The 18,284-nt window shown below is 49.3% G+C and carries 19 protein-coding genes; 14 read left to right on the forward strand and 5 right to left on the reverse strand.

Annotation, left to right across the window (positions count from 1 at the left end):
• Positions 1 to 41 precede the first annotated feature (41 nt).
• The 8 genes from R50912_RS16470 (at position 42) to R50912_RS16510 (ending at position 7,536) form a co-directional block, all read left to right on the forward strand.
• Positions 42 to 1,058 carry a Gfo/Idh/MocA family oxidoreductase gene (locus R50912_RS16470; RefSeq protein WP_042236417.1) on the forward strand — a complete coding sequence of 339 codons (1,017 nt, stop codon included), beginning with the start codon at positions 42 to 44 and terminating at the stop codon, positions 1,056 to 1,058.
• Entirely contained in the window at positions 1,059 to 2,048 is a 990-nt protein-coding gene (locus tag R50912_RS16475; protein ID WP_042236418.1) for a Gfo/Idh/MocA family protein, read from the forward strand.
• A gap of 382 nt (positions 2,049 to 2,430) precedes the next feature.
• Positions 2,431 to 3,510 (forward strand): hypothetical protein, encoded by a 1,080-nt coding sequence (locus R50912_RS16480; RefSeq protein WP_042236420.1) that lies wholly within the window; start codon positions 2,431 to 2,433, stop codon positions 3,508 to 3,510.
• A 492-nt stretch (positions 3,511 to 4,002) separates the two neighbouring features.
• Positions 4,003 to 4,347, forward strand: coding sequence for a YojF family protein (locus R50912_RS16490; protein ID WP_042236424.1), 345 nt, complete (start codon positions 4,003 to 4,005; stop codon positions 4,345 to 4,347).
• Positions 4,348 to 4,370: 23 nt separating this feature from the next.
• Positions 4,371 to 5,093: a bacillithiol biosynthesis deacetylase BshB2 gene (gene bshB2, locus R50912_RS16495; protein WP_081956530.1), complete on the forward strand. Its 723-nt coding sequence runs from the start codon at positions 4,371 to 4,373 to the stop codon at positions 5,091 to 5,093.
• Between the two features lie 109 nt (positions 5,094 to 5,202).
• Positions 5,203 to 5,745 carry a GNAT family N-acetyltransferase gene (locus R50912_RS16500; RefSeq protein ID WP_042236428.1) on the forward strand — a complete coding sequence of 181 codons (543 nt, stop codon included), beginning with the start codon at positions 5,203 to 5,205 and terminating at the stop codon, positions 5,743 to 5,745.
• 51 nt (positions 5,746 to 5,796) lie between these two features.
• Positions 5,797 to 6,105, forward strand: coding sequence for a hypothetical protein (locus tag R50912_RS16505; RefSeq protein WP_042236430.1), 309 nt, complete (start codon positions 5,797 to 5,799; stop codon positions 6,103 to 6,105).
• Between the two features lie 99 nt (positions 6,106 to 6,204).
• Positions 6,205 to 7,536 (forward strand): serine hydrolase domain-containing protein, encoded by a 1,332-nt coding sequence (locus tag R50912_RS16510; RefSeq protein WP_052416404.1) that lies wholly within the window; start codon positions 6,205 to 6,207, stop codon positions 7,534 to 7,536.
• 82 nt (positions 7,537 to 7,618) lie between these two features.
• Here the strand turns inward: R50912_RS16510 and R50912_RS16515 are convergent, their stop codons facing one another.
• Positions 7,619 to 8,998, reverse strand: coding sequence for an MFS transporter (locus tag R50912_RS16515; protein ID WP_042236431.1), 1,380 nt, complete (start codon positions 8,996 to 8,998; stop codon positions 7,619 to 7,621).
• Between the two features lie 113 nt (positions 8,999 to 9,111).
• Between R50912_RS16515 and R50912_RS16520 the strand changes: the two genes are divergently transcribed.
• The 5 genes from R50912_RS16520 to R50912_RS16540 all read left to right on the forward strand — a co-directional run bounded on the left by R50912_RS16520 (position 9,112) and on the right by R50912_RS16540 (position 13,340).
• Entirely contained in the window at positions 9,112 to 9,993 is an 882-nt protein-coding gene (locus R50912_RS16520) for a LysR family transcriptional regulator (protein WP_042236432.1), read from the forward strand.
• A gap of 15 nt (positions 9,994 to 10,008) precedes the next feature.
• Entirely contained in the window at positions 10,009 to 10,683 is a 675-nt protein-coding gene (bshB2, locus tag R50912_RS16525; RefSeq protein WP_042236434.1) for a bacillithiol biosynthesis deacetylase BshB2, read from the forward strand.
• Positions 10,684 to 10,731: 48 nt separating this feature from the next.
• On the forward strand, positions 10,732 to 11,205 hold the full coding sequence (locus R50912_RS16530; RefSeq protein WP_042236435.1) for a MarR family transcriptional regulator: 474 nt from the start codon (positions 10,732 to 10,734) through the stop codon (positions 11,203 to 11,205).
• A gap of 150 nt (positions 11,206 to 11,355) precedes the next feature.
• Positions 11,356 to 12,591 carry an MFS transporter gene (locus R50912_RS16535; protein ID WP_042236436.1) on the forward strand — a complete coding sequence of 412 codons (1,236 nt, stop codon included), beginning with the start codon at positions 11,356 to 11,358 and terminating at the stop codon, positions 12,589 to 12,591.
• Positions 12,592 to 12,731: 140 nt separating this feature from the next.
• Positions 12,732 to 13,340: a sugar O-acetyltransferase gene (locus R50912_RS16540; RefSeq protein ID WP_042137280.1), complete on the forward strand. Its 609-nt coding sequence runs from the start codon at positions 12,732 to 12,734 to the stop codon at positions 13,338 to 13,340.
• Here the strand turns inward: R50912_RS16540 and R50912_RS16545 are convergent.
• From R50912_RS16545 to R50912_RS16555, 3 genes are all read right to left on the reverse strand, one after another.
• Positions 13,337 to 14,011 (reverse strand): LutC/YkgG family protein, encoded by a 675-nt coding sequence (locus R50912_RS16545; protein ID WP_042137281.1) that lies wholly within the window; start codon positions 14,009 to 14,011, stop codon positions 13,337 to 13,339. The genes R50912_RS16540 and R50912_RS16545 overlap by 4 nt on opposite strands.
• Complete coding sequence (locus R50912_RS16550; protein WP_442950520.1) at positions 14,008 to 15,369, reverse strand: LutB/LldF family L-lactate oxidation iron-sulfur protein; 1,362 nt, start codon at positions 15,367 to 15,369, stop codon at positions 14,008 to 14,010. The genes R50912_RS16545 and R50912_RS16550 overlap by 4 nt, the downstream gene beginning before the upstream one ends.
• Before the next feature lie 62 nt (positions 15,370 to 15,431).
• On the reverse strand, positions 15,432 to 16,181 hold the full coding sequence (locus R50912_RS16555) for a (Fe-S)-binding protein (RefSeq protein WP_042236438.1): 750 nt from the start codon (positions 16,179 to 16,181) through the stop codon (positions 15,432 to 15,434).
• Positions 16,182 to 16,350: 169 nt separating this feature from the next.
• Between R50912_RS16555 and aldA the strand changes: the two genes are divergently transcribed.
• Positions 16,351 to 17,796, forward strand: coding sequence for an aldehyde dehydrogenase (gene aldA / locus R50912_RS16560; protein WP_269322066.1), 1,446 nt, complete (start codon positions 16,351 to 16,353; stop codon positions 17,794 to 17,796).
• 65 nt (positions 17,797 to 17,861) lie between these two features.
• Here aldA and R50912_RS16565 read toward each other — a convergent pair whose 3' ends face one another.
• Positions 17,862 to 18,281 (reverse strand): GNAT family N-acetyltransferase, encoded by a 420-nt coding sequence (locus R50912_RS16565; protein ID WP_042236440.1) that lies wholly within the window; start codon positions 18,279 to 18,281, stop codon positions 17,862 to 17,864.
• Positions 18,282 to 18,284: the final 3 nt, after the last annotated feature.

Here is an 18,284-nt window from a genome sequence, read left to right on the forward strand (position 1 = left end):
TTTTTTTCTATAATTAATGAAAGAGAAGAGGAGGAATTATGATGTTAACACTCGGCTATATCGGCAACGGCAAAAGCACCAACCGCTACCACCTTCCATTTTCCATGAACCGCGATCACTTAAAGGTCAAGACGATCTATGCCCGTACGCTTACGAAAGCGGAATGGCCCAGAGTGCCCGGGATTGAATACACGGACGATCTTGAATCCATAATGAACGACCCGGAGATCCGGCTGATTGTAGTGTGCACCAACACCGATTCCCACTATCATTATGCCAGAATGGCGCTGGATCATGGCAAGCATGTTCTGGTGGAGAAGCCTTTTATGCTGACGGAAGAAGAAGCAGTCTCTATCTTTCAGTATGCCAAAGAGCGGAATCTTGTCATTCAGTGCTACCAGAACAGACGTTATGACTCAGATTTCCTCACCGCACAGCAGGTTATAGAATCCGGTAAGCTTGGAGATCTGCTGGAAGTGGAAATGCACTTTGATTACTATCGTCCCGAGGTTCCGGCTTCAACTCCATTCTCTGTGTACTACAGTTACTTGTATGGACATGGATGTCATACCATTGATCAGGTGCTGTCATACTTCGGCAAACCGGATACCATTCATTACGACGTCCGCCAATTGCTGGGACCGCAGCAGATGAACGATTACTTCGATCTGGATTTCTTCTACCCTTCGCTAAAAGTATCGGTTAAATCCAGCTACTTCCGGCTCAAAGAGCGGCCAAGCTTCGTACTTTATGGTAAAAAAGGTGTGTTCGTCAAGCAGACGAAGGACCGTCAGGAGGAGCATTTGAAGTTATTTTACCTGCCTGAGGGACACAGTGACTTCGGTATTGACCTGCCGGAGCATTATGGTATTCTAACGTATCTCGATGATGAGGGCAAGTACCATGAAGAGAAGGTCACCTCAGCCAAAGGCGATTATGCCAGGGTGTATGACGGGATCTATGATGCCATCGTCCTCGGCACGGATAAATTGATTAAGGATGAAGAGACCATAGGCGTTATGCAGATTCTGGAGCAGGGAATGAAGGGGTGCCGCTAAATGAACCTAGGAATAGCCGGAGCCGGAATGATTGTCAAGGATCTGCTCAGCTTCATCGGAGAGATTCCGGGAATATCACTGACAGCCGTGTTCGCCAGACCCGGCAGGGAAGGCGCTCTGCAGGAGCTGCAGGACCAGTACGGGATAGCCAAGCTCTATACTGATTACAGCGCTATGCTTCAGGATACAGACGTGGATACCATCTATGTAGCACTGCCGAATCATCTGCATTATGCCTTCACGAAGGAGGCGCTGCTTAGCGGCAAGCATGTCATCTGCGAGAAGCCGTTCACGTCTAATCTGGCGGAGTTTCTGGAGCTGAAAGAGATCGCTGAACACAGGGAGCTTATCCTGGTTGAAGCCATCTCGAATCAATATTTGAACAATGTTACGGCGGTGAAGGAGCAGCTGGCTGGTCTCGGTTCCATTAAAATGGTGACGTGCAATTATTCGCAGTATTCTTCCCGTTATGATGCTTTCAAACGCGGTGAGATCCTGCCTGCATTCAATCCGGAGATGTCCGGCGGCGCCTTGATGGACATTAATATCTACAATATCCATCTGGTTGTCGGCTTCTTCGGAAGTCCACAGTACGTGGAATACCGGGCGAACATGGAACGGGGAATCGATACGTCGGGGATGCTGCTGCTGGACTATGGAGATTTCAAATGCGTCTGCATTGGTGCCAAAGACAGCTCAGCTCCTGGTGCAGTGAACATTCAGGGGACGGAAGGGTACATTCAGATCAATGGTTCTGCCAATGGATGCGACTCCTACGATTATGTCCTTAACCGGGAGAAGCCCGTCCGCGTGGATCACAAGGATCACCCCCACCGGATGTATGACGAATTCCTTCACTTCGAACGATTCATCCGAGAGCAAGACAGAAAGACGGCCGCGGAAATGCTCGCACACAGTGAGCGGGTGATGCGGGTTATTGAACAGGCGAAGGCCAGCGCCGGGCTTGTATTTGGATCAGACCGCGGATAATAAAGAGCAGGGCTTCTTCCGGTTGGGGGGAAGCTCTGTTCTTTTGTTTATCTTTTCAGAGGAATGTCACCGGAAATCTCATCAGCAGAGAACTCTTCAAGGCAGAGTGTAATGGAGAAGTGGATTCAACTAACGAAGTAGATAAAACAGCAGGTACCCCGGAATACGTTCCATAGGTGCCAGCTGTTTTATGGCTGTAGACAACAATTTTGGATTTGCGCCGATATTACGAGGGGAATGTTGTATTCTGTGCCACAGAAAGTTGATGAATCAAGGAACAAGCAGGAAATAATTAACTTATTGTCGAATTATCTGATTTGAGCTAATCCAGCGTACAGCCAGGGGCAGCTTACATCCATTGGGGGAAGGAACTAGAACAACTATGAAAAAGATTGTATTACTGCTCACTACACTGTTGCTCATGATCGGACTGGGGCATCCGGGAGGCACCGGACAGGCAGCGGCAGCCGCAGCACCGAAGTACACGGAGATTTCCACATTTGTGGACGGGACACTTATGATCTCGGCATCCAAGTCTGTACTCGTCAATGGTTCGGCTTATGTCCCTGTGAAGCTGCTGAATCAGATTCCCGGCTTTACCGTTGCTACCGCAGCCTCTGTTGTGACAATCACCGGAAGTAAGGGAAGCGCGAAGTTGAACAAGGACAACTCCATATTCTACAAAAACTCCAACTATGTCGCGTTCAAAACACTGCTTAAGCTTGGAGCCATAGACGGCAAGTATGCCACCAGCTCGTATACGCTGTTCATCTGGAGTACGGAAGAAGGCAAAATAAAGAGCAACAGTATGCTCTACGCCATCAGCAAGCTGCCAGGAACAATGGGCCAGGCTGTGGGCAAGAAGGTCTATCTATATGCACATCCCGGCAGCCACTGGGTGACCGATGTTCAATACGCGGATGATACTAATACTTCTACTTTCACCATGCTGAGCGAAGCTGGAATAACCTGGACGCTGGATCTGGACGACAGTGAGACCGACACGTTGTACACGGAAGAGAATCTCTTTGCTTTCAAAGAGAATTTCAACGGTGATTCGGCATGGGCTGTAAATGCAAAGATTCCGGAAAGTCCTTTTAAGAACATGGAGAAGGTTACGGTCAAAGATTTCCGTTCCAGTCCGGGTGATGGCGGTTTAGAGGTACAGATCCGCCGGGCGAACGGTCAGGAAATCTATATCAGTCTAGACACGACCGTTAACCCTGTTGATTACCTTAAGGAGCTATTCTACTTTAAGAATCCTAGAACAGCTTATCCCAGCAGTGATGCCGTATGGGCTGCTATCCGGGATGAGCGGATCATTACCGACATGACGTTTGAACAGGTCTATCTGTCATGGGGAGAGCCCGACAGCTATAACGAAGATTTGGGATATATCGTATACGGCCATCAATATCTGTATTTCGTCAATAACAAGCTGAAATATTATTATGAACTGTAGATGATTGTGCCTAAGTCATTTGTAAATGGTACTTCACTGAAAAAGCCTCACCGTTGAGGCTTTTTCTTTTGGAATACAATACTAAGAATTCTGCAGGGACTGGTTAATTTTAAATTTCAACCTTTGTTCATACCCATGAATATAGTTGAGGCCTGAGTGAGTTAACTCACCTGAATTAGCATAACCTGCTTCGTGAATATGGGTCAGGGTAATATTGAAATCTCTTTCGTTCATCCCTATTTGATTGAAGCGGGGTTCCTTCTCTTCTTCAAGCAACTTCAGAATCTGATATACCGGGTCCGTACGTAGCAATTCATTCAGCTTCCTTCCTGTAAGCAATATGGCTTTAGCATATGCACAAGGAGGGATGTTGGTGACAGTGATTACAAGGACTATTTCGTTTCATGCTCAATAATTTTCTTGTATAATGAATTCACTGGCTCTGGACAAGCTATTGAAAATATTCATAATCGTACACTGTAGGAGGACAATATGCAGCTAATTCAGCCTAAAGACATCCAAACTCAAATCGACCGTTTCACCGGTCAGGATCTTTATATACACCTGGAGCTCACAACAGGCGCTTACGCGAGTCACATTGACAGTTCGCGTCCGCCGGGATCGGCGTTCATCAGTAATGCACTTATCCGCTACACGCACGGTTCGATTTCGGGAACGGGTCCTTACCGGGTTGGCCTGAAGACAGAACAGGGCTGGATTTATGCGGAAGGACTTACCCATGTGGATGAGAACGAAACCGAGCGGCTGATCCTGGCCGGACATGATAGTCAAGGCAAGCTGATTGTGGCATTGCAGCTTAGCCGGAACCCTTTTTAATGCAAATGGAGGATCAAGCAAACATGAATAGGAGACCTATGGACAATAAGAAGATCTTAGTTGTACTTCCCCATCCCGATGATGAGGCGTACTTTGTATCCGGAACCTTGGCTAGGTACATTGAAGAAGGTGCTGAGGTTACTTATGCTTGTCTGACACTCGGCGAGATGGGCCGCAACATGGGGGTTCCGTTAATCGCGAACCGGGTTACCCTGCCTGTGATCCGTAAGGAGGAGCTCGCTGCGTCCTGTCAGGCAATAGGTATTCAAGACTTAAGAATGCTCGGCTTCCATGATAAAATGATCGAGTTCGAAGACCCGAATCTGCTGGACAGTCAGATTATGAAGCTGATTCAGGAACTGGCTCCGTCGCTCGTCATTACCTTTTATCCGGGGTACAGCGTTCATCCTGATCATGATGCCACCGGAGCTGCTGTTATTCGCACCATTGCCCGGTTACCTCTGACAGAAAGGCCAGTTGTACATTGCTCCGCTTTCTCTAACAATCATGAGAAGATGATCGGTAAGGCAGATGTAAATATAGATGTGACCTCATTCCTCGCTGTGAAGATTAAGTCTATTCTATCGCATAGCTCCCAGTTCCAGGAGGACAAGCTTCTTGGCGGCCGTGAAATAACAGATGCTGTAATCCGCAGCAAGTTCGGCACCGAACGCTTCTGGACTTACCGGTTCGGGGATGTCACTGCAGCAAAACCGAGAGGAGAAATGCTGTGTGCGCAGACATAAGTGCTACGTACATAGAACAGTGATCCGTTACTGAACCGGATTATATTGCAGGTAATCTCGAAGCTGCTGTGAATTATGTGATGAATTTAGCTCGATAGGAGTGTTGCAGATGACGGAACAACAAGTGTACGTCCGGTTCCCTGAGGATACAGATGCCGGTGAGCTTACAGCGATGTACAAGCGCAACCGGGAGTTTTTTGAGAAGCATTCGCCTGAAGTTTCTGATGAGTTCTATACAGAAGAATACCAGCGCGACAAGATTGCACAGTATAAGGAAGACAGGGCAGAGGACGAAAGATACGATTTCCTGGTATGTCATAAGGCAGATGACCGGATTATCGGCACCGTAGGGTTGTCTTTTGTTGTGCGGGGACCGCTGCAGAGCTGCATGATCGGGTACAGCCTGGATAAGGATTATAACGGAAAAGGCTACATGACGGAGGCTGTGAAGCAAGTAGTACACTATGCCTTCGAGGAGCTGAAGTTCCACCGGATCACAGGGGAAGCTTCCCCCGCAAATCCCGGATCAATCCGTGTCCTGGAGAATGCCGGGTTCCACAAGGAAGGAATTGCCCAGCGCAACGTGAAAATCAGGGGAGTATGGGAGGATCATCAGATTCTGGCGATTCTCAATCCGTCAGATCTTATCTAACAGAAGCAATGCAGTCATAGCATTCATATTCTTAATTTCGGAGGTTCATTAATGAGTCAGCGTTTGCGTATCACCCGTTCAATGCAGGAAGGTAATGCAGAGCAAGCCATTACTTTGGAAGAGTGCACACAGTATTTTGCAGACAAACCCGATTTCTCGTACTCACACGTCTTAACCGTAAAAGGACCCGAGAGCACGATGTCCATTGAAGGTGACTTTTTCATGTGGAGCTATGAGGGGATGGAATTCCCTTTCCGGTTGTACATGGGGGATTTGTACGTAGCCCTTTCAACAGAAGCCATCGTTCCAGTAATGCTTGAGGTTGCCACCGCCCTGCGGGCTGACGTGGTTGAAGGGTAGCTGAGGGAAAGTTCAGGTTAATCTGTTTATTACACATTAAGTAACCCCTGGTGATGTTATATTTGTCCAATGAGTATGGCACATTTAGGGGGCAATAGAATGAATAATATTAGGATTAGATTAAATCCGCTGCACGAGATGTTAACCGATTTTGTTGAGAATAGACCGTTTACGGGATTAGCTATAGGCATTGTTAAAGATAACGAGGTTATCTTCACAGGTGAGTATGGAACAGCCAATGTGGCGACAGGTGAGCCTGTGGCTAGCAGCACTTTGTTTCATCAAGCCTCCGTCTCCAAAACATCCGTAGTTACGGCGGTTATGCAGCTGGTGGAACGCGGACAGGTAGAGCTGGATTCGCCCGTCACGAACTATCTTCCGTATTTCAAAATGGAGGATGAACGTTATCTTCAGGTTACAGTAGGACAGCTGCTCAACCATACCTCCGGCATGCCGGATGAAGAGGATTATGCCTGGGACCGGCCTGAATACGATGAAGAGAGTCTCGAACGGTACGTGAAAAGCGTCAGCCGTCACAAGCTGCTGAGCGAACCCGGCACTCAATTTGCTTATAGTAATATCGCTTATGAGATTCTGGGGGATTTGATCGCCAAGGTCAGTGGGCTGAGCTTTGAGCAGTATATGTATGAGCATATTCTTGAACCGGCGGGGATGACATCCAGTTCATTTCTGAAGCAGGAGGTGGAAGCGGCTCTAGCTGCTCCTCATGTGCTGAGGAATTCAACAGGGTACGGCCCCGGCGTAAGTGAGGTGTTTCCATACAACAGGGCGCATGCTCCCAGTTCCACGCTGTATACCAACGCCCAAGATATGAGCCAATATATGCTGATGCAGCTGGGTCAGGGGAAGGCAAAGGACCGGTATAACGCTTTACAGCCCGGCAGCTATGATCAGATGTGGAATCCTACTATGGCTACAGGCTGGGACCCTGAACATGGGCATGTCGGGCTGGGCTGGTTCCTGGGTGAGTATAAGGGCTCCCGGATTCTCTCGCATTCCGGATGGGATACCGGCTTTCTGAGTGACCTGATTCTGTTCCCGGATGATCATATCGGCATCTCTATAATGACCAACTGTGACTATGTATGGCTGGGCAGCGTAACCTACCCAATCCTTGATCTGCTGCTGGGTTCAGATATTAGTCAGCTCAAGCAGTCGATGGCACATCGCGTTGCCAAGGTTGCTGTAACCAATGGAGTCGATAAGGCACTTGATGAATACCAGCGTATCAATAGTTTGGAGCAAAATAAATATTATTATGTTGATTTTGAATTTGTGCGCGTCTCCGATACTTTAAGCTGGAGGGGCCACCGTGAAGAAGCTATCCGCGTTCTTACCTGTGCCGCCGCAATCTTCCCTGATAGTGAATCTGTTTCAGGAAGATTGAAGGGGCTTATGGCAGAAGCATAGACGTTTTGCAGATACTTAATAAGAACCTATCAAGGCTCCGCCGACAGTCAGAAGGACTGCGGAGGAGCCTTTTTATAAGATTCTATAGTTGCTGCACTGAATCCATACGCCGCCAGCCCATGTACACCAGAGACAGAGCAACAACGGTGAGGATGATCCCCAGTACCCGGAATCCACCGAAGCTGAACTGATTCCCCATCACGATGCCGATCAGCAACGAAGAGAGGATGGTCCCGAAGTATCTGGACGTACTGAATAATCCGGAGGATACGCCGATAATGTCTTTGGGGGAACTGTTGAACAAGGCGGCTTGCATCGCGACATTGTTCAATCCGTTACTGATTCCGAAGGCCGCCAGAGCGAGGCATATGCTGATCAACGGAGATGACGGATTAAACATCACGATCCATACTGATCCGAGTGTCATAAGGATTGCGGATACTACCATGGCGGGCCTTGGACCTGACACATCAATCCATTTCCCAGCCAGCGGAGAGACAACCAGTGAGCATAAACCCAGACTTAACATAAGAATTCCCGTGTGGAACTCGCTGACATGACGAACCAGCTGCAGGTAAGACGGCAAGCCGAAAAAGACAGAATAAAACAGAAGATTAACCAGCATGAACTGGAGATTGACCCAGGTCAGCGCCGGATAGCTCGCGAAAGTCCGCAGCGGAATAAAAGGTGACTTTGCGCTGAGCTCATGCCGCACGAAGAATGCAAGTAGAACAAGTCCGGCAAGTCCGGCTATAACATTGAATAAGGAGACATGTCCGGAGGATTTGGCAGACAGCAGTTGAGCTAGCAGGGCAACCAGACCTACAGAGAATAGCAGAATACCAGCTACATCCATACGGTTCATCCATTTGCGTACAGACAGCTTATTGGCAGCGGCCGCCAGCGGCTGGTCCTTCGGAATAGTCCTCCAGGCTAACACAAAGCTTGCCGTCACAAAGGGAACGTTGATGAAGAAGATGGACGACCAGCCCCATAAGTGAATCAGTACCCCTCCGATAAAAGGCCCAATGGCTGCGGCTCCCGATGTGAACATAGACAGAACAGACAGTGCGGTAGCCTGCTTCTCCGTAATATGCACCCGTACAATAGCCATTCCTACCGCCACCACCATACTGGTTCCAACGGATTGAACAATCCGGAATACGATCAGCCACCCGAAGCCCGGGGCCAAAGGAGCTAATATAGAAGCAACGAAGACAATAACCAGCCCGGTAAGAAAGATGGTCCTGCGTCCGAATATATCACTGGCTTTGCCCATGACAGGTTGAGCAACCGCGCTGGCAATATAGAATGAGAAGATAATCCAGGAGACTACGGTGTAATCAAGCTGAAACTGATGCTGTAATCGTGGTATAGCCACAGAAACCATCGAAGAGTTGAGCGGGTTTAGCAGGATTCCCAGCCCGACGGATATCATTAACCACCAGCTGCGGGTATTCATTGTAATTTCCCCCTATCATTGCGTTAGGGATATCGTACTTGAATTGGATTATTTACTCCAACGCATTTTATGTTATGATTTCATAGACTTGAGGGAATGAATGGAGGCGGGTTATGGAACTTCTTCAATTGCAATATTTCATCGCAGTGGCCCGTTTAGAGCATATGACCGAGGCTGCGCTTACGTTGCATGTGACTCAGTCCTCACTCAGCAAGACCATCCAGCGCCTGGAAGAGGATCTTGGGGTTCCCCTGTTTGACCGGACCGGGAGGAAGCTGCGCTTAAATGAGTCCGGCAGCAGATTCCTTCCGCGTGCGGAGAAAGCCTTGTTTGAATTGGAACAGGGGAGGCAGGAGCTTAGAGATCTGTCCAGCCTGGAGCCGGATACACTTGAATTAGCCGTCACCACCGCAAGCACATTGCCTAATATCCTCCGGGAATTCCGCAAAAAGCTGCCGGCTGTCCATTTTCACGTACAAATGCTGTCCATGCAGGAGATGATTACCCTTCTTCGAAGGGGAGAGGTCGATTTCTGTTTGTCCTCACCTCCGGTATGGGGAGAAGAGATGGAGTGTCAAATCGTCTGCACCGACCCTATCTATGTTGCCGTTCCAGCGGGGCACCGTTTGGCAGGCCGCCAGAGCGTATCCCTAATAGAGCTCAAGGATGAATGGTTTGCCGGTGTCACAAGAGGCTACGGGATTCGTGATTTGGTGGACTCCGTATGCCAATCCGCAGGATTTACCCCAAAGTATGTGTATGAAGGGGATGAACCGGCAAGGCTCGTCGCCCTGGTGGAAGCCGGAATCGGCTTAGCCTTCATACCCGGCACGGCCAAGAATGCCCAGGATAATATAGTGTTGATCCCTGTTGAGGATCAGGGCCTGGTCAGGGAAATCGCCTTGTTATGGCATAAGAGCCGCTACATTTCACAGGCTGGACGGATATTCCGTGACGTCGTTATTGAATATTTTGATGGAAACAATGAAGAATGAAGGGGGCTGTGAGCCATGGATATTAATCAAGCTGAACATAAGCGCGTGCTAGTTGTATTTCCGCATCCCGATGATGAAGCCTTCGCTGCTGCAGGGACCCTGGCAAAGTACATAGACAGTGGTGCCGGGGTGACCTATGCCTGTCTGACCTTAGGGGAGATGGGACGGAACATGGGAATCCCGCCATTCGCGAACCGGGTTACTTTGCCGGAGATCCGCAAGGAAGAATTGATAGCCTCCTGCCGTGCGATTGGCATACAAGATTTAAGAATGCTTGGTTTCCACGATAAAATGATCGAATTCGAAGACCCGCAGCTCCTGGATAATACACTGCTGGTACTGCTCGAGGAATTGACCCCGTCACTCGTCATTACCTTTTATCCCGGCTATAGTGTCCATCCCGATCACGATGCCACCGGAGCCGCTGTCATCCGGGCGGTCGGCAGGCTCCCGTCTGCGAAGCGGCCAATAGTTCACTGCATTGCGTTCTCCAGCAACCATGAGCAGATGATCGGCCCGGCGGATGTGAACGTAGACGTGACTGCATTCCTAGCGAAGAAAATGGCCTCGATTCAGGCCCACCGTTCGCAATATCAAGCGGCGGAGCTTGTGGGAAGCCGGGAGCTGACTGCGGAGGAGATTCAAACCCGGTTCGGACGGGAATCCTTTTGGACCTACCGGATGGAATAAGTGCTACAATAATAATGTTAATGCACTAAGGCGTCGGGAGGGCAGGCCATGAACAAAGAAGAACAGGTCCTGATGAATTTCAGGGATTTATTTAACAAGCTGAGCTGGCTGAATAAATCCAAGATGGAAGAGAGTCTTAAGGGGTACAAGCCCTCTGAGGTACATTGCATCGAATATATCGGGCAAAATGCGGATTCCAACGTGACCATACTTGCGGAGCATTTTTATATGACTAGAAGTGCTATAAGCAAAATAACCAAGAAGCTCATGGAAAAGGGCTATATCGAAAGCTACCAGAAGCCGGATAATAAGAAAGAAATCTATTTCAGGCTTACGAAGCAAGGGGAAGCGGTCAGCAAAGTCCATGAGGAGCTGCACCAGGAATTCCGCGAGCGGGATAAAGCTGTATTCGAGCAGGTAACAGAGGAGCAATATGACAACATGCTTGGCTTCATTGAGAAGTATAGCAGGCATTTGGATGCAGAAATCACAAAACTCGGTACAGATTTGAAACCGGAATGAATTGAATACTGATAATGAAACCTCAGGCAGCCGGGCTCTTTCGAGAACGGTTGTCTTTTTACTGCATTTTTGTTGACGAGGAAACAAAAATGCAGTAGGATGATTATGTTTCCTAGGAAACATAATCATGACGTTTGAGGGGAGAATTACATGTTCAAATCCAGATCACACTCTACAAAGAACACAGAACAAACCGTAGACAGACACGCTTTAATCTTCGGCCTTATCTCTGTATTTCTGTGCGGAATAGGCTTCACTATCATAGCGCCTGTCGTTCCATTCTTAGTGCAGCCGTATACCGATAATCCGGGCGAACAAGCGGTAATGGTTACGCTGCTGACCTCCGTTTATGCATTTTGCGTATTTTTTGCGGCCCCGGTACTTGGAGCACTAAGCGACAAATACGGCCGCCGTCCATTGCTCTTAATATGCCTGTTAGGTTCTGCGATCGGGTACTTTATTTTTGGTATAGGAGGAGCCCTGTGGGTACTGTTCGCCGGTCGGATCATAGAAGGTATAACAGGCGGGAGCATCAGCACGATCTTTGCCTATTTTGCAGACATTATTCCACCGGAGCAAAGAACCAAATACTTTGGCTGGGTGAGTGCGGTCGTAGGTGCAGGCACCATCATTGGCCCGAGTGTAGGCGGATTACTTGCCAAGTTTGGCTATGCTGTACCGATGTATTTTGGAGCGGCCATTACTTTATTGAATGTTATCTACGGATTCTTCTACATGCCGGAGAGTCTGAGCAAGAATAATAGACTGCAAGAGATTACCTTTGTTAGACTGAATCCATTCTCACAGCTGGCCAGTCTGCTCTCCATGAAAAACTTGAACAGGCTGCTTATTTCCGCCTTCCTGCTCTGGATACCTAATGGATCTATGCAGGCTGTGTTCTCACAATTCACAATGGATTCCTTCAGCTGGAAACCGGCAATCATCGGACTAATGTTCTCCATTATGGGTTTTCAGGATATCCTGTCGCAAGGCTTCATCATGCCCAAGCTTCTGAAGAAATTAAGTGATCAGCAGATCGCCGTACTTGGAATGGTCTCGGAGATTATAGGCTATGGGTTCATTGCCGTCTCGTCACTCTTAGCGTTCTATCCGCTTTTCATCGTTGGAATGTTCATCTTCGGCTTTGGTGATTCGATCTTCGGGCCTTCGTTCAACGGGATGCTATCCAAGTCTGTCGATTCGAGTGAACAAGGGAGGATTCAAGGCGGCAGCCAATCGATTCAGGCGTTGGCCAGGATGATCGGGCCTCTCATTGGGGGGCAAATCTATGTATCGCTTGGTCATTCTGCGCCTGCTGTTATGGGGATCATCCTAATCGCAGCGGCAATACCGGTTCTATACAAGAGAACGCATGTAACAATGTAAAATGTCTTGCAGCCCCGCCAATCAGTGGGGCTCTTGTTCTTCCTATATAATTATGGTATAACTTATTATAAGTCATTTAATAAGTGGTGATTGAGGTGCAGGTCGGCCGATTACTCTACAAGAAAAGGCAGGAACAAACAATGAACCAGAAAGAAAGAATGCTTGCAGGTCTCCCTTATAAAGCTTGGCTGGATGGATTAACGGAAGAGAGAACAGCTGCCAGACTGATGGTCCATCAGTTCAATCTGCTCCGTCCTGATGAAGAAGAGGAGAGAGCAGCACTGATCCGGAAGATTATCGGCAAGACAGGAGAGGTAATTCATATCGAAGCGCCCTTCCACTGCGATTATGGAACCAACATCTCTGTGGGGAATAATTTCTATGCTAATTTCAACTGTACTATTCTTGATGTCGGCAGAGTCGTCATCGGTGATAATGTCATGTTTGCTCCGAATGTATCGCTCTATACCGCAGGACATCCCGTCCATCCCGATTCCCGGAATTCAGGCTATGAATATGGGATCGCTATAACGATCGGCAATAATGTCTGGATCGGCGGCAACGTGATCGTGAATCCGGGCGTAACCATAGGTAACAATGTAGTGATCGGGGCTGGCAGCGTGGTGACCAAGGACATTCCCGATAACGTGATAGCAGTAGGCAGCCCATGCAGAATTATCCGTGAGATCACCGAGGAAGACCGGAAATTTTATTATAAGGATAGAGAATTTGATGTTACGGATTACTAAATAAGCACATAGGTAGCTCTCAGCGGTCCATGCACACCCACCACGAGTTTCATTTCGATATCGGCGGAATTGGAGGGGCCGGAGATGAAATTAATTGATGAGCCCACCGGCTCACCGGCTTGAATTCTCCGGTTAAACGCTGCTGCTGCCTGAGTAGAACGGAGCACAAGCCTCTGCCGCTCAATCACCGCAATATAATGGGCAGGCAGGAAGTGAAGGGAGCGGCCCTGATCCGGGCGGCTCTCTACCACAACCGTTCCGGACTCAGCCAGCGCACAGTCGGCGAAGATAATCGCTGTATTCGCTGATTCAGCCCGCATAACATTCTCCTCTCTTCCTGCTGCTTCCTCCCACACGGCGGCATCCGGGAACTCCAGCCCGTATTCGGCAAACCGGGGATCTCCGGAAGTCATAACCAGCCCGCCGCCATTCGCTTCTATAAGATCATCCAAGGTCCGCTGCAGAATCTCCGGATTCGATTCAATCACTTGAGTGTGAATGAAGAAACACTGCTCCTTAAGAATCTCTACCAGATCATCGTTAGTTAGCTCGCCATAGTTGTCCGGAATCAAGTCCTGTATAACAGGCCGCTGAACATTAGTCTTACGTTCCCGGCCCAGCTTAGCGGCAATTGTATTCAGAAAAGCCTCCTTATTCGAGGATACTGTCATTGCTCTGACCCTCCTTTACGTTTCTCCATCCATGCCCGGAAGCTGTCCTGCTGCTTGACGGGCTGCTTGAGGTCGCGGGCATGAATCCAGCCGTGAATCAAGGCTGGTCCTCTTACGATTCGCCCCTGTTTACTCATCAATCGGCTGGCGGAGTGTGCTAACCGCAGGGTCCGGCCGAATAGGGCAGGGGAGGACAGCAGCCGGCTGGCCACTTTCATCTGAAGCCTGTCTGCGGCGCCGGTTCTTCGCTGCCCGACAATGTTCTGCCGGTGCATGATCAGCTGCTCATGCAGCGGAATCTTCACCGGGCAGACATCTGTACAAGCACCGCAGAGACTGGAGGCAAACGGCAGCTCCTTATAGTCATCGTACCCGCCAAGCAGCGGAGTGATTACCGCACCGATCGGGCCCGGATAGATTGATCCGTAGGCATGCCCGCCGATATGGCGGTAGATCGGGCAGACATTAAGGCAAGCACCGCAGCGGATACACTGCAACGCCTCGTTAAATTCACTTCCCAGAATATCGGACCGGCCGTTGTCGACAACAACCAGGTGGAATTCCTCGGGACCATCTGTCTCTCCGGCTGCAGAAGGCCCCAATACGGTAATGTAGCTGGTTAATTTCTGTCCGACGGCACTGCGGCAGAGCAGGTTATCCAGCACCTCCATTTCCTCCAAGGTCGGGACAATCCGCTCCATGCCCATCACCGCAATATGGGTCTTCGGTATGGCAGCCGTAAGATCACCATTGCCCTCATTGGTCACCAGATTGATCGCTCCCAGATTAGCTATGGCGAAGTTGCAGCCCGTAATCCCGACTTCAGCTTCCAGGAACTTCTGCCGCAGAACCGTCCGGGCGAATCCGGCCAGATTCTCCGGGGTTTCATCTCCCGTATATCCGAGCTTCTCTGAGAACACCCGCCGGATTTGTCTCCGGTCTTTATGCAGTGCGGGAGCGACGATATGCGAGGGCGGGTCCCAATCATCCATTTGGAGGATATACTCCCCAAGATCCGTCTCAATCAGCTCACAGCCGGCTTCGATCAGGACATGGTTCAGCTCAATTTCCTCCGTGACCATAGATTTGGATTTTACAACCTTTTTAGCTTGCTTGCGGACGATCACATCTCTTATATAACTGCTGGCCTCTTCTTTGGTAGCTGCAAAATAAATATGGCCGCCTTGTCGCTCAACATTATCGGCGAGCTGGCCGAGATAATAATCCAGATTCTGCAGGGTATGCTGGCGGATAAGCTGGCCTGCGTTACGCCACTGCTCCCAATCCCCTAGTGCGGTGGCGGCAGACAGACGTCTAGTCTTGAGACTGTCCTGCGCAGAACCGACAGCATTTCGCATGAATGAATCCCCAAGACCGTCCAAAGTCCGTTCGCTGAAATTACGTTTATCGGTTTGCAGGCTCAAGTCCGGCTTCCTCCTCTGCTAACAACAGGCTGATGCTGATTCAGCACTTCAGCAATATGCATAATCTTGACAGGCTCACCCTTGCGGGACAGACGCCCCCCGATATTCAGCAGGCAGCCCATATCTGCACTAATCAGAATATCAGCTCCGGTATCCTTGATACAGCCGCATTTCTCGTCCACCATCTGCTCGGAAATCTCGGGCATTTTGACCGAAAAGGTTCCGCCAAAACCGCAGCAGTTATCGCTGTTCTTAAGCGGCTCCAGCTGCAGTCCTCTGACGTGTTCAAGCAGCTGATATGGAGTTTCCTTCTCACCCAGCAGTCTTGTCATATGGCAGGAACGGTGGTAGGTGGCGGTTCCTTCAAGGCTTGCACCAACATCAGTGACGCCAAGCACCCTGACGATGAACTGCGTGAACTCATAGGATTTTTCTTTCAAAGCAACCGCTTTCAATTCCCACTGCGGATCACCTTTGAAGATCTTCGGGTATTCATGGAACATAGCAACGCAGGAGCCGGAAGGACCCACGACATATTCGGAGTTCTCGAAGGCAAGCATCATATTCTGCATGGCGAGCTTCGAATCCTTCAAATAGCCGCTGTTGTAAGTGGGCTGCCCGCAGCAGACCTGCGAAGCCGGGAAATCGATCTCACAACCCAGCCGCTCAAGGACTTCAACCATAGCAATACCGACCTCCGGGGTCATAAGGTCTACTAAACAAGTAGAGAAAATACTGACTTTCACAGCCGATCCCTCCAATCAATGTAACCCTATATTCATAGCTTAACTCAAGAAGTCAATGAAAAACAACATAAAAACAAATAGTAAATGTGAATCTTATTGACAATAAATATTGATAGCGTTTACACTATGGTTGGGCAATTGTAATAATCTACCTTGAGGGGGAGAAACAGTGACCAAGCATTTGATGTATATCGATGGCCAATTTACGGAATCCGAAGGCAAAGAATGGATCGAAGTAACCAACCCGGCAACAGATGAAGTAATCTCACAGGTTCCCAAGGCTACAAGGAATGATGTCATACGTGCCATTAATGCAGCGGAAGAAGCCCAATTAGCCTGGGAGGAATCTCCGGCCGTCGAGAGAGGTAGATATTTGCATGCCATTGCAGACGGGATACGCGCGGAGGCGGACAGCATCGCCAGGCTGATCTCGGAAGAAGTAGGCAAGACATTGGAATTATCTGCGGTAGAGGTTAACTTTACAGCGGATTATTTGGATTATATGGCGGAATGGGCACGGCGTTATGAAGGGGAGATCGTTCAGAGCGACCGTGATAATGAGAATATTTTTGTGTTTAAACGGGCAATTGGTGTAACGACAGGCATCCTGCCCTGGAATTTCCCGTTCTTCCTGATCGCAAGAAAGATGGCTCCGGCGCTGATTACCGGCAATACGATTGTCGTCAAGCCAAGTGCGGAATCCCCGAACAATGCCGTGGCCTTCAGCCGTATTGTTGATAAAGCCGGCCTGCCCAAAGGGGTATTCAACCTGGTAACAGGCAGAGGCGGAGAAGTAGGCCATGAACTGGCCAGTAACCCGAAGGTCGGAATGGTCAGTCTTACAGGCAGTGTACACGCCGGACAAAAGGTGATGGAGGCGGCCGCCGAGAATATCATCAAGGTCAGTCTGGAGCTGGGCGGCAAGGCACCGGCGATTGTCATGAAGGATGCCGATCTGGACCTGGCGATCAAAGCGATCGTAGATTCCCGGGTGATTAATACAGGCCAAGTCTGTAACTGTGCAGAGCGCGTCTATGTACATGAGGGCATTAAGGATGAATTCACCTCCCGCCTGGTTGAAGCTATGAAGGCAGTGAAATACGGAGACCCGCTCAAGGATAAGGATATTCATATGGGGCCGCTGATTAATAAGGCCGCACAGGAATCGGTTCAACAGAAGGTAGACTGTGCAGTACAAGAGGGGGCTACAATTGCTCTTGGCGGTAAAAAGGTAGAAGGTGCAGGCAGTTTCTTCGAGCCGACGGTCATCACGAATGCCACCAACGACATGGAGATTGTGCAGGATGAAATCTTCGGACCGGTTATCCCGGTCATTTCGTTCTCCACCCTGGATGAAGCGATCGCGCTTGCCAACGACAGTGAATTCGGCTTAACCTCGTCCTTATATACCCAGAATTTGAATGTCGCTATGAAAGTAATCAAACGTCTGAAATACGGAGAGACCTACATTAACCGCGAGAATTTTGAAGCGATGCAGGGCTTCCACGCAGGCTGGAGAAAGTCCGGGATCGGCGGTGCCGACGGCAAACATGGACTGAACGAATACCTGCAGACGCACGTAGTCTATCTACAGTATGACAAGTCAGTTAACTAAATGAACTCATAATTCTCGCAGATATAATAAATGCTCCCAGGCAGTGTGGGAGCATTTTTGCGTGGTTATTCAAGACTTTTCTTCAAATAATATTTCGTCTGGCCTTCCTGGGGACAATTATGGATCTCCCCGAAGACCTCGTACCCCAGCTTCTGATAAAAGTGCGGAGCCTGCCAGCTCATGGTAGTTAATTCACTCACCTTACAGCCGTGCGACCGGGCTCTGTCTTCCAGCTCCTTGAGCAGTATTCCGCCTAGTCCGTTGCCTCTATAGGCGGGATCGACGGCCAGCAGGTGAACATTTAGAATCTTCCAGACCATATCACCGGTAATGCCTCCTACATATGTATCACCTTCATAAGCTGCCAGCGAGATCACTTCGCGCTCATAAGGCGGAATGCTGTCATCCATCCGCCGGCTATGCTCCTCCAGTAATCCCGATATTTCCTGACTGTTCTGCTCCAGGTTCAAATCTGCGATTCTCAACCC

Origin of the sequence: Paenibacillus sp. FSL R5-0912 (assembly GCF_000758605.1) — a bacterium.
In the GTDB taxonomy this organism is placed as follows: Bacteria; Bacillota; Bacilli; order Paenibacillales; family Paenibacillaceae; genus Paenibacillus_AQ.